At 66.5% G+C, this 12771-nt stretch carries 10 protein-coding genes; 9 read left to right on the top strand and 1 reads right to left on the bottom strand.

What is annotated here, in order from left to right:
* Positions 1–120: 120 nt before the first annotated feature.
* The 6 genes from F3J14_RS12110 (at position 121) to F3J14_RS12135 (ending at position 6762) form a co-directional block, all read left to right on the top strand.
* On the top strand, positions 121–1020 hold the full coding sequence (locus F3J14_RS12110) for a protease modulator HflC (protein WP_166723187.1): 900 nt from the start codon (positions 121–123) through the stop codon (positions 1018–1020).
* Positions 1021–1056: 36 nt separating this feature from the next.
* Positions 1057–1248: a DUF2065 domain-containing protein gene (locus F3J14_RS12115; protein WP_006755322.1), complete on the top strand. Its 192-nt coding sequence runs from the start codon at positions 1057–1059 to the stop codon at positions 1246–1248.
* Between the two features lie 112 nt (positions 1249–1360).
* The gene (locus tag F3J14_RS12120; protein WP_166723188.1) at positions 1361–2509 is read left to right on the top strand and encodes an ATP phosphoribosyltransferase regulatory subunit; all 1149 of its coding nucleotides are present in this window, start codon (positions 1361–1363) and stop codon (positions 2507–2509) included.
* A gap of 113 nt (positions 2510–2622) precedes the next feature.
* Positions 2623–3969, top strand: a complete 1347-nt coding sequence (locus F3J14_RS12125; RefSeq protein ID WP_166723189.1) for an adenylosuccinate synthase — start codon at positions 2623–2625, stop codon at positions 3967–3969.
* 8 nt (positions 3970–3977) lie between these two features.
* Positions 3978–4574, top strand: coding sequence for a phosphoribosyltransferase (locus tag F3J14_RS12130; protein WP_166723190.1), 597 nt, complete (start codon positions 3978–3980; stop codon positions 4572–4574).
* Positions 4575–4848: 274 nt separating this feature from the next.
* Entirely contained in the window at positions 4849–6762 is a 1914-nt protein-coding gene (locus F3J14_RS12135; protein WP_166723191.1) for a potassium transporter Kup, read from the top strand.
* Positions 6763–6874: 112 nt separating this feature from the next.
* On the opposite strand, the gene F3J14_RS12140 is transcribed toward F3J14_RS12135, so the two are convergent.
* Entirely contained in the window at positions 6875–9199 is a 2325-nt protein-coding gene (locus tag F3J14_RS12140; protein ID WP_166723192.1) for a Tex family protein, read from the bottom strand.
* 160 nt (positions 9200–9359) lie between these two features.
* Between F3J14_RS12140 and F3J14_RS12145 the strand changes: the two genes are divergently transcribed.
* From F3J14_RS12145 to F3J14_RS12155, 3 genes are all read left to right on the top strand, one after another.
* The gene (locus F3J14_RS12145) at positions 9360–10112 is read left to right on the top strand and encodes a hypothetical protein (protein ID WP_166723193.1); all 753 of its coding nucleotides are present in this window, start codon (positions 9360–9362) and stop codon (positions 10110–10112) included.
* A gap of 77 nt (positions 10113–10189) precedes the next feature.
* Positions 10190–10405: a YdcH family protein gene (locus F3J14_RS12150; protein WP_006755091.1), complete on the top strand. Its 216-nt coding sequence runs from the start codon at positions 10190–10192 to the stop codon at positions 10403–10405.
* Positions 10406–10460: 55 nt separating this feature from the next.
* Complete coding sequence (locus tag F3J14_RS12155; protein WP_166723194.1) at positions 10461–12704, top strand: ATP-dependent DNA helicase; 2244 nt, start codon at positions 10461–10463, stop codon at positions 12702–12704.
* Positions 12705–12771 lie beyond the last annotated feature (67 nt).

Raw genomic sequence — 12771 nt, forward strand, 5'->3', positions numbered from 1 at the left:
GCCCGCGAGCGCGGCTTCGGCCGCGGCGGCGCCCGCACCGGGCAGCGACGTGCTGCGGTCGCGCGAAGCGTTCCGCAGCCGCTCGCGCGAAGACGATACGAAGTAACGGGAGCGCAGAACATGAACCGAATCATTGCGCTCGTCGTCGCAATCGTGATCGTCGCCTTCGCGGCGTCGTCGACCGTGCTGACCGTCGATCCGCGCCATACGGCCGTGCTGTCGGGCCGCGACGGCACGCAGCCCGAACTCGCGGGCCCCGGCATCCATTTCAAGCTGCCGCCGCCGCTGCAGACGGCGACGCTGATCGACACGCGCCTGCAATCGCTCGAATCATCGGATCCGCTGCAACTGGCGACCGAAGACAAGCACGATCTGCTCGTCACGTATGCGGTCAAGTATCGGATCAGCGATCCGATGAAGTACTTCGCGGCGACGGGCGGCGACTCGGCCGCCGCCACCGAGCGTCTGGCCGGCGCGCTGAAGAGCGCGCTCGGTGATGCGTTCGGCAAGCGCGCGCTCGACGACGCACTCGGCGGACAGCGCGACATCGCCAATGCGGCTCGCGATGCGGTGCGCGCGAAGGCATCCGGCTTCGGCGTCGACGTGGTCGATGTCCAGTTGACGCGCGTCGACTTGCCGGCTGCGCAGGCTGACGCCGTCTATCAGCGGATGATTGCCGCGCTGCGCGCTCAGGCCGCACAGGTCCGCGCGGATGGTGCTGCGGATATCGAACAGATCAAGGCCGATGCGGAACGCGAACAGCAGGCGGTGCTCGCGAATGCGTACAAATCCGCGCAGACGATCAAGGGCGAGGGCGATGCGAAGGCCGCGTCGATCGCCGCCGACGCGTTCGGCCGCGATCCGCAGTTCTATCAGTTCTACGCGAGCCTGCAGGCTTACCGGAATACCTTCAAGCGCAACGACATCATCGTTGTCGATCCCGACAGCGAGTTTTTCCGTTTCATGCGCAGCCCGACGGGCGGTGCCGCACCGGCGGCACCTGCTCCCCGCAAACACTGACCTTGGGGCGCCGCGTCGAGCGGCGCCGTCGCTCGCATGGATCTGGCTGGTTCGTTGTTGCTCGCGGTAGCACTGATGCTGATCATCGAGGGGGCGTTTCCCTTCGTGTTTCCCGTCGCCTGGCGCGACACGTTTCGTAGAATAGCGGAGCGGCCGCCGCATCATATCCGGATCGGCGGGCTCATCGTGATGGCGCTGGGGCTCATCCTGCTGCTGCTCGCCACCTGAACGGAGACCTGAACCGGACGGCGCATCCGCCGTCCGTTCCGCACGATTCCGATTTCCGATTCATCTCGTGGCGCGCGCGTCGCGCCCTGTTTCCCGTCGTAGGACCGTACCGATGTCGACCTGGTTACTTCCCGAGAATATCGCCGACGTACTGCCGTCGGAAGCGCGCAAGATCGAGGAGCTGCGCCGCAGGCTGCTCGACCGCTTCCGTTCGTACGGCTACGAAATGGTGATGCCGCCGCTGCTCGAATACCTCGAGTCGCTCCTGACGAGCGGCGGCACCGACCTGCGCCTGCGCACCTTCAAGCTGGTCGACCAGCTGTCGGGCCGCACGCTCGGCCTGCGCGCGGACATCACGCCGCAGGTCGCGCGCATCGACGCACACCTGCTGAACCGCCAGGGCGTCACGCGCCTTTGCTATGCGGGGCATGTGATGCATACGCGTCCGCGCGGCCTGCACGCGACGCGCGAACAGATTCAGATCGGCGCCGAAATCTACGGGCATGCCGGGCTGGAAGCCGATCTCGAGATCCAGCAACTGATGCTCGACGCGCTGCATCTCGCGGGGCTGTCGCGAATCCGTCTGGACCTCTGCCATGCAGGTGTGCTCGCGGCGCTGCTCGCGCGCGACGCGCAGGCCGCCGAGCGCGGCGAGTCGCTGTACGACGCGCTGTCGGGCAAGGACGTGCCGCTGCTGAACGAACTCACCGACGATCTCGGCGCCGACACGCGCGCGGCGCTGCGTGCGCTGCCGCATCTGTACGGCGACGCGAGCGTGCTCGACGAGGCGCGCGCACGGCTGCCGGTGCTGCCCGAGATCACGCGCGCGCTCGACGATCTCGCGCAGCTCGCGGCCCAGGCGAAGGGCGTCGAGGTGGCGATCGATCTGGCCGACCTGCGCGGCTATGCGTACCACAGCGGCGCGATGTTTACGGCATACATCGACGGCGTGCCGAACGCGATCGCGCGCGGCGGCCGTTATGACCACGTGGGGCAGGCTTACGGTCGCGCCCGCCCGGCGACGGGCTTCTCGCTCGACCTGCGCGAGCTCGCGCGCATTTCACCGATCGAGGCGCGCGGCACCGCGATTCTCGCGCCGTGGGCGCAGGACGATGCGCTGGGCGCGGCCGTTGCGGCGCTGCGCGATGCGGGGGAGGTCGTGATCCAGGCATTGCCGGGGCACGATCACGTGCTCGACGAATTCGCGTGCGACCGTTCGCTCGTCGAGCGCAACGGCGCATGGGTGGTCGAACCCCGTTAAACAGGTGTTCGCGGGCCGTCGTTCAGCGTGCATATCGTTGAAGCGAAACGGAAAAATTCGGAAACGCCCGCGAACATAGGTAGAATACGTTTTTAACCAGCTAACGAATCAACATGTCTGCCAGCGCAGTGAACGTGACTCCCGGGCGCAATGTCGTCGTCGTGGGAACGCAATGGGGTGATGAAGGCAAGGGCAAGATCGTCGACTGGCTGACGGACCACGCTCAGGGCGTCGTGCGTTTCCAGGGCGGTCACAACGCCGGCCACACCCTCATCATCGGCGGCAAGAAAACCATCTTGCGCCTCATTCCGTCGGGCATCATGCGTGAAGGCGTCGCCTGCTACATCGGCAACGGCGTCGTCCTGTCCCCCGAGGCACTGTTCAAGGAAATCGGCGAGTTGGAAGAAGCCGGCGTGAACGTTCGCGATCGCCTGTTCATTTCCGAAGCCACGACGCTGATCCTGCCGTACCACATCGCGATCGATCAGGCGCGCGAAGCGCGCAAGGGCGCGGGCAAGATCGGTACGACCGGCCGCGGCATCGGCCCCGCGTACGAAGACAAGGTCGGCCGCCGCGCGCTGCGCGTGCAGGACCTGTTCGACGCGAAGACCTTCGCCGACCGCCTGCGCGAAAACCTCGATTTCCACAACTTCGTGCTGACCCAGTACCTGGGCGGCGCAGCCGTCGATTTCCAGGCCACGCTCGACACGATGCTCGGCTATGCCGATCGCCTGAAGCCGATGGTGGTCGACGTGTCGCGCCGCCTGTACGACGCGAACAACGCCGGTCAGAATCTGCTGTTCGAAGGCGCGCAAGGCACGCTGCTCGACATCGACCACGGTACTTATCCGTTCGTCACGTCGAGCAACTGCGTCGCGGGTGCGGCATCGGCCGGCGCCGGCGTCGGTCCGCAGAAACTGAACTACATCCTCGGCATCACGAAGGCGTATTGCACGCGCGTCGGCGCGGGCCCGTTCCCGAGCGAGCTGTACGATGCGGACAACCCGCAGCGTCAGGACCAGGTCGGCGTCACGCTGGCGAACGTCGGCAAGGAATTCGGCTCGGTCACCGGCCGTCCGCGCCGCACCGGCTGGCTCGACGCAGCCGCACTGCGCCGCTCGATCCAGATCAACGGCGTGTCGGGCCTGTGCATGACGAAGCTCGACGTGCTCGACGGCCTCGATGAAGTCAAGCTGTGCGTCGGCTACAAGATCGACGGCAAGGACGTGGACATCCTGCCGCGCGGTGCGGCCGATGTCGCGCGTTGCGAGCCCGTGTACGAAACCTTCGCCGGCTGGAAGGAAAGCACCGTCGGCATCAAGACGTGGGACGCGCTGCCGGCGAATGCGCAGGCATACCTGACCCGTGTCCAGGAAGTGGCCGGCGTGCCGGTCGACATGGTTTCGACTGGCCCGGATCGCGACGAAACGATCCTGCTCCGCCATCCGTTCAAGGTGTAATTTTCAGCATGACGCAGCAAATCACGATGACGGCGGCAGACTTGATGACCGATCCGCGCAACGACGACAAGAACCTGTGGGTAGGCTGGGACGAATACCATCGTCTGATCGAGCTGCTCGCGCTTCAGGTGCATGAATCGGGCTGGAAGTTCGACCAGATCCTGTGCCTCGCGCGCGGCGGTCTGCGGGTCGGCGATCAGCTCTCGCGCATCTATGACGTTCCGCTCGCGATCCTCGCGACGAGTTCGTACCGCGAAGCGGCCGGCACCGAGCAGGGTGAGCTCGACATCGCGCAGTACATCACGATGACGCGCGGCAACCTCGCGGGCAACGTGCTGCTGGTCGACGATCTCGTCGATTCGGGCGTCACGCTCGCGCGCGTGCAGGAGCATCTTAAGGAGCGCTATCCGTCCGTCACGGCCGTGCGTTCGGCCGTGCTCTGGTACAAGGGCTGCTCGAAGGTGAAGCCTGACTATCACACGCAGTATCTGCCGACGAACCCGTGGATTCATCAGCCGTTCGAAGAGTGGGACACCGTTCGTCCGCACAACATCGAGGCGTGGATCAAGCGTGGTCGCTCGCAGCGCGACGGTTCGGGCGCGTAAGCGCCCGGCCGATCGAAGAAAAGCCTTGTACGGCGCCGCTTGCGGCGCCGTTTTTCATTGGGGCGCCACGCCGGCGGGCGCGGCGATCGGGCATTCGCGGTAGGCAGGCGGCGCGGCCCCGGCTATGATGGCAGCCCTGCCACAGCTTGCGCGGGATTGCATGCGCGGCGTGGATCACGTGGTTTCAGGGCAACACGGCAGGGCGGTGTTTCAGGGGGGCGCGAGTAGAATAGCGCTCGTTTTGTCCGAACCGGACCCGATTATTACGCTTCATATGAACGACACGATCCAGGCGACCGACGCAGCCCATGCGCATTCGACGCACCAACACTCGATGCGGGCGCTTGCGATAGCGGCCATTGGCGTCGTGTTCGGCGACATCGGCACCAGCCCGCTGTATTCGCTGAAGGAGGCGTTCAGCCCCGCACACGGCATCCCGCTGACCGAAAGCTCGATTCTGGGGGTGATCTCGCTGCTGTTCTGGGCAATCATCCTGGTGGTCGGTATCAAATATCTGCTGTTCGTGATGCGAGCCGACAACAACGGCGAGGGCGGCGTGCTTGCGCTGATGGCCCTGTCGCTGCGGCCGCTCGACTCGAAAACCCGCGTCGCGGGCGCGCTGATGGCGCTCGGGATATTCGGCGCGTGCATGTTCTACGGGGACGCGGTGATCACGCCGGCGATCTCGGTGATGTCGGCGGTCGAAGGTCTCGAAATCGCGACGCCACACCTGTCCCACCTCGTGCTGCCGATCACGATCGTGATCCTGATCGCGCTGTTCTGGATCCAGCGCCACGGCACCGCACTGGTCGGCAAGCTGTTCGGCCCGATCATGGTCGTGTGGTTCGTCGTGATCGCGGCACTCGGCGTGTACCACATCGTGCGCGTGCCGGGCATCATGGCGGCGATCAATCCGTACTACGCGGCGTCGTTCATGGCGGACCACCTGCTGCAGGCCTACGTCGTGCTGGGTTCGGTCGTGCTGGTGCTGACCGGTGCGGAAGCGCTCTACGCCGACATGGGGCACTTTGGTGCGAAGCCGATCCGTCTCGCTGCGTACGGGCTCGTGATGCCGTCGCTCGTGCTGAACTACTTCGGCCAGGGCGCGCTGCTGATCCAGAACCCGAAAGCGATCGAAAACCCGTTCTTCCTGCTGGCGCCCGAATGGGGGTTGCTGCCGCTCGTCGTGCTGTCGACGGTCGCGACCGTGATCGCGTCGCAGGCCGTGATCTCGGGCGCGTATTCGCTGACGTCGCAGGCGATCCAGCTCGGCTACGTGCCGCGCATGAAGGTGCTGCATACGTCCGAGCTGGCGATCGGCCAGATCTACGTTCCGGTCGTGAACTGGCTGCTGCTGTTCGTGATTCTCTGCATCGTGATCGGCTTCAAGAGCTCCGACAACCTGGCGGCAGCGTACGGTATCGCGGTGACGGCGACGATGGTCATCACCACCGTGCTGGCGTGCGTCGTGATGGTGAAGGTGTGGAACTGGAACCGGCTGCTCGTCGGCGCGATCATCGCGGTGTTCCTCGCGATCGACCTCGGCTTCTTCGGCGCGAACCTGCTGAAGGTCGCGCAGGGCGGCTGGCTGCCGCTCGGCATCGGCGCGCTGCTGTTCTTCCTGCTGATGACCTGGTACAAGGGCCGCCACATCGTCAAGGAGCGCACGGCCGCGGACGGTATCCCGCTCGAGCCGTTCCTGCAGGGGCTGCTCGCGCATCCGCCGCACCGCGTGTCGGGCACCGCGATCTACCTGACCGGCAACGACAAGCTCGTGCCCGTCAGCCTGCTGCACAACCTGAAGCACAACAAGGTGCTCCACGAGCGGACCATCTTCCTGACGTTCGTCACGCGCGACATTCCGTACGTGCGCGACGACACGCGCCTGAGTTCGCGCGATGCGGGTGGTGGCCTGTACATCGTCAAGGCCCAGTACGGCTTCAACGAGACACCGGACGTGAAGGCCGTGCTCGAGGAATTCGGCCGCTCGCACGACATGACGTTCGAGCTGATGGACACGTCGTTCTTCCTCGCGCGCGAAACGGTCGTGCCGACGCATCTGCCCGGCATGTCGATCTGGCGCGAGCGCGTGTTCGCATGGATGCATCAGAACGCGGCGAAGCCGACCGACTTCTTCTCGATCCCGGCGAACCGCGTCGTCGAGCTCGGCACCAAGATCGAGATCTGACCGACGCGCGTGGGCCGCGGATGCGGCCCGATCCGGCAGTGCGCTTGCCGACGCCATGAAAAAGCCCGCCTGTCGGCGGGCTTTTTTTCGTGCGTCGACGACCTTCGCGCGTTTAGCGCTTCAGCTTCGCGAACGCCGCCGCCATCGCGCCGGCCGGTTCCGGCTCGCGCGAACGCTGCGGGCGGGCCGCACCGCGGCCGGCATTGCCGCGATCCTGACTGCTGCGCGGCGCCATGCCGGGCGCGGCCGCTTCGTCGTCGAGGCGCATCGTCAGCGCAATGCGCTGACGCTTCACGTCGACGTCGAGCACCTTGACCTTGACGACCTGGCCGGCCTTCACGACTTCGTGCGGATCCTTGATGAACTTCGTCGACATCGCCGACACGTGGACGAGACCGTCCTGGTGCACGCCGATATCCACGAACGCGCCGAATGCCGCGACGTTCGTCACGACCCCTTCAAGGAGCATGCCGGGCATCAGATCGGACACCTTCTCGACGCCGTCGCGGAACGTTGCGGTCTTGAATTCGGGCCGCGGGTCGCGACCCGGTTTTTCGAGTTCGGACAGGATGTCGCGCACGGTCGGCAGGCCGAAACGTTCGTCAACAAATTCCGTCGGCGACAGGCCGGACAGCGCGTCGCGGCTGCCGAGCACGTCGTCGATGCGTTTGTTGATCTTCGCGAGGATCCGTTGGACGACCGGATAGGCCTCCGGGTGGACCGAGGAGCGGTCGAGCGGATTCTCGCCGCCGTTGATGCGCAGGAAGCCGGCCGCCTGTTCGAAGGTCTTGTCGCCGAGACGCGGCACCTTGCGCAGATGGTCGCGCGACGGGAACGGCCCGTTCGCGTCGCGGTAGTCGACGATGTTGCGCGCGAGCGTGGCGTTCAGGCCCGATACGCGTGCGAGCAGCGCGACCGACGCGGTATTCGCGTCGACGCCGACCGCGTTCACGCAATCCTCGACGACCGCGTCGAGCGAGCGGGCGAGTTCGCGCTGGTTCACGTCGTGCTGGTACTGGCCGACGCCGATCGCCTTCGGCTCGATCTTCACGAGCTCGGCGAGCGGATCCTGCAGGCGGCGCGCGATCGACACGGCGCCGCGCAGCGACACGTCGAGTTCCGGGAATTCCTTCGCGGCCAGCTCGGACGCCGAGTAGACCGACGCGCCGGCTTCCGACACGACGATCTTCTGCAGCCGCAGTTCGGGGTGCTTCGTGATCAGCTCGCTCGCGAGCTTGTCGGTTTCACGGGACGCGGTGCCGTTGCCGATGCTGATCAGCTCCGCCTGCGTCTGCGCGGCGATGCGCGCGAGCTTCGCGAGCGAGCCGTCCCAGTCGCGGCGCGGCTCGTGCGGGTAGATCGTGTCGGTCGCGAGGAGCTTGCCGGTGCGGTCGACCACGGCGACCTTTACGCCCGTGCGCAGGCCGGGGTCGAGACCGATCACGGCCTTCGGGCCGGCCGGCGCGGCCAGCAGCAGGTCCTTCAGGTTGCGCGCGAACACGCGGATCGCCTCGGCTTCCGCTGTTTCACGCAGCTGCGTGAGCAGTTCGTTCTCGATGTGCGGCTGCACCTTCACGCGCCAGCACCAGCGGCACACGTCGGACAGCCACTTGTCGGCGGGACGGCTCTGGTTCGCGATCCCGAAATGGCGCGCGATCATCGCTTCGCCGGGATGCGGAACCTGCGCGTCGAGTTCCTCGCCGAGGCCCAGCTTGACGGTCAGCACACCGGCGTTGCGGCCGCGGAACAGCGCGAGCGCGCGGTGCGACGGCACGGTCCGGATCGTCTCCGCGTAGTCGTAGTAGTCGCGGAACTTCTCGCCTTCCTCGTTTTCCTTGCCTTCGACCACGGCCGACGACACGACGCCCTGGCTGTGCAGGTAGTCGCGCAGCTTGCCGAGCAGTTCGGCCGTTTCGCCGAACTGTTCGGACAGGATGTCGCGCGCGCCGTCGAGCGCGGCCTTCACGTCGGCGACACCCTTGTCGGCATCGACATACGCGGCGGCTTCCGCCTGCGGGTCGAGCAGGGGATTCGCGAGCAGCGCGTGCGCGAGCGGCTCGAGGCCGGCTTCGCGGGCGATCTGCGCGCGCGTGCGGCGCTTCGGCTTGTACGGCAGATAAAGGTCTTCGAGCACCTGCTTGCTGTCGGCCGCGTCGATCGCGGCGCGCAGTTCGTCGGTCAGCTTGCCCTGTTCGTCGATGCTCGACAGGATCGTCGCGCGGCGATCCTCGAGTTCGCGCAGATACAGGAGGCGTTCCTCGAGCTGGCGCAGCTGCGTGTCGTCCAGGTTGCCGGTCACTTCCTTGCGGTATCGGGCAATGAACGGAACGGTCGAGCCTTCGTCGAGGAGTTGCACTGCCGCCGCGACCTGGCGCGGCTGGACGGACAGTTCGGTGGCGATGCGCTGTACGATCTTGAGTGCTACGGTTTCCGTCATGTCGTGGATGATGTGCCTGCTGAAATCGCGGCGCGGGCCGGCAGACCGCGCGCGGCGGGCTGCGAGACGGGCCCGCCGGACCAGATGCCGCGGGTGAGTGAAGCGGGGCATTTTGCCATAAATGGCGGAGCGTCCAGCCGGGGGTGATAGAATTTGACACATGTCCCGCAGCTTTCCTACGACGTTGCCAACTTCCCGCATTTCTCTCGTCGCGCTCGGCGCAGCGCTTGCCGCGGCTTTGTCCGCCGGGTCCACCGTCGCGTACGCACAGGCATCGGGCGCAACCGCGTCTGACGCCGCTGCCGCCGTGCCCGTCGCAGCCTCCGCCACGCAGGATTTTGACGCCCGTCAAAAAGTGCTCAATCAACGTTCCGCGGAAAACGATTATCGTTATGCCGTGGCGGAGCACGATTGCTACAGCAAGTTCTTCGTCAATCACTGTCTCGGCAACGCGCGCGACCGGATGCGCGAGGAGCGGGCGAGCATCCGTCAGGAGCAGCTCGCGCTCGATGACGAACAGCGTGCGGTGCGGGCCCAGCAGCGCGACCAGCAGCAGGCGCTGAAGCAGGCGCAGAATGCGGCGGAAGCGCCGCAGCGTGCAGCGAACGACGCGGCGAACGCGGCTGCATTCCGCGACAAGCAGGAGCAGAATGCAGTGAAGCAGGCGCAGCGCGGCGCGGAAGGGCCGCAGCACGCCGCGAGCAAGCGGGCATACGACCAGAAGCAGGCCGACTTCCAGCGCAAGCTCGACCAGGCGCACCAGCAGGCTGCGCAGAAGGCGCAGGAGCGGGCGGACAACGCCACGCGCTACGAGCAGAAGCAGAAGGAAGCCGCCCAGCACAAGGCCGATGTCGAGAGGCGTCAGCAGGAAGCGGCCCAAAAGGCCAAGCAGCAGCAACAGCAGGGGCAGTAACGTATTGGATTGATCCGGACCAGTCTCGTGCGTGCCGGCACGCCAGTCGGCGCGCTGCTTTCGATGAGGAGGCGCATATGCAAAACCGTCCCACGGAACAGCAGCAGGAATTGCACAACCGTTTGGCAGCATTGCAGGAGCAGCACCAGCAGCTCGCTCGAGAGATCGAGCTGAAGGAAGGACACTCCGACATCGACGACATTACGCTGCACCGGCTGAAGAAGGAAAAGCTGGCGGCCAAGGACAAAATCATTTTGCTGCAATCGCAGCTGGAACCGGATAAGCGCGCCTGAGCGCGGCCTGGCAAGCGCCGGCGCCGCCTGGGCGCTGGACACAGGAACGCTTGCCTTGAATTCACCGCTTGAAGCCAACCCCGATGCCCGGCGTGACGCGTCGTCTGCCGGGCGCGTTCGTGCGCCCGAAGGCACCTTCGAGCTGAGCCGCAAGCGCGTCGACGAACTCGACACGATCTTCGGTGAAGGCGGACTGCTTGCGCGCGCGCTCGACGGCTATCATCCGCGTCTGTCGCAGATCGAGATGGCGCGTGCGGTCGCGTCCGCGATGGAGGCGTCCGCGCGCCGTCTGCCCGAACCGGAAATCTTCGAAACCCGCAAGCGGCCGGCGCGCCGCCTCGGCGAAGGCGACAAGGCGGCCGAATCCGCCGTGGACGGTGCGGCGGCCGACACCGACAGCGACGCCGGCGACAACACGCTGATCGTCGAGGCCGGCACCGGTACCGGCAAGACCTATGCGTACCTGGTGCCCGCGATGCTGTGGGGCGGCAAGGTGATCGTGTCGACCGGCACGAAGCACCTGCAGGATCAGCTGTTCCAGCGCGACATCCCGACCGTGCGCAACGCGCTCGCGGTGCCGGTGACGGTCGCGATGCTCAAGGGCCGCTCGAACTACCTGTGCCATTACTATCTGCAGCGCACGGCCGACAACGGCCGCCTGCCGTCGCGACAGGACACCGCATACCTGCAGGAAATCGTCCGGTTCGCGAAGATCACGAAAAGCGGCGACAAGGCCGAGCTCGCGAGCGTGCCGGAGACGGCGCCGGTGTGGTCGATGGTCACGTCCACGCGCGACAACTGCCTCGGCCAGGAGTGCCCGCATTACAAGGAGTGCTTCGTGATGCAGGCGCGGCGCGAGGCGCAGCAGGCCGACGTCGTCGTCGTCAATCATCACCTGTTCTTCGCGGACATCATGCTGCGCGACACCGGGATGGCCGAGCTGCTGCCGAACGCGAACACGGTGATCTTCGACGAAGCGCACCAGCTGCCGGAGACGGCGACGCTGTTCTTCGGCGAGACGCTGTCGACCACGCAGATCCTCGAACTCGCACGCGACACGGTCGCCGAAGGCCTGAGCCATGCGCGCGATGCGGTCGAGTGGGTGAAGCTCGGCGGCGATCTGGAGCGCGCGGCGCGCGACCTGCGCCTCGCATTCGCGAATGACCAGATCGTGCGCATGTCGCTCGCGCAACTGGGCGATGATCACCCGATGTTCGGCGCGCTCGACGCGCTCGAAGCGGCGCTCGATGCGCTCGCATCGGCGCTCGCGAGCCAGGCCGAGCGGGCGGAATCGCTCGGTGCGTGCCTGCGGCGTGCGCGCGAGCTGCAGGACCTGCTCGCGGGCTGGGTCGCGCCCGGGGCGGCGCAAGCGGCCGCGCAGGCCGATGCCGCGGCAGCCGGCGACAAGGCGGCTGCCGACGACCCGAACGAGAAGGTGCGCTGGGTCGAAGTGTTCGCGCATACCGTCCAGCTGCACGAGACGCCGTTGTCGGTCGCGCCGATCTTCGCGAAGCAGCGCGCCGGCGTGCCGCGCGCGTGGGTCTTCACGTCGGCGACGCTGTCGGTGCGCGGCGACTTCACGCACTACGCGGCCCAGATGGGCCTCAGCTCGCGGCGCTCGATGACGCTCGCGAGCCCGTTCGACTATCAGACGCAGGGCCTGCTGTACGTGCCGCGCAACCTGCCGCAGCCGTCGTCGCCGGCGTTTACCGACGCCGTATTCGATGCCGCGCTGCCGGCGATCGAGGCGTCGGGCGGCGGTGTCTTCATGCTGTGCACGACGCTGCGCGCGGTCGACCGGATCGCGTCGAAGCTGCGCGACGTGATCGAGTCGCGCGGCTGGAATACGCCGCTGCTGGTGCAGGGCGATGCCAGCCGCACCGAGCTGCTCGACCGCTTCCGTTCGTACGGCAATGCGATTCTCGTCGGCAGCCAGAGCTTCTGGGAAGGCGTCGACGTGCGTGGCGACGCGCTATCGCTCGTCGTGATCGACAAGCTGCCGTTCGCGCCGCCCGACGATCCGGTGCTGGCCGCGCGACTCGATGCGCTGACCAAGAAGGGTTTGAGCCCGTTCGCGGTTCACCAGCTGCCGCAGGCCGTGATCACGCTGAAGCAGGGTGCGGGCCGCCTGATTCGCGCGGAGACGGATCGCGGCGTGCTGATGATCTGCGACACGCGGCTGGTCGACAAGCCGTACGGTCGCCGGATCTGGCAGAGCCTGCCGCCGTTCAAGCGCACGCGCGAGATCGCGGTCGTGCAGGACTTCTTCGACGAACATCGCGCGAAAAAGCGCGCGTGACGCACCGCCGCCTGCTACGGGCGGCGCCAATAAAAAACCCGGCTCGATGGCCGGGTTTTTTTGTACA

The sequence above is a fragment of the Burkholderia sp. Tr-862 genome, from assembly GCF_011753085.1.
GTDB lineage: Bacteria > Pseudomonadota > Gammaproteobacteria > Burkholderiales > Burkholderiaceae > Burkholderia > Burkholderia ambifaria.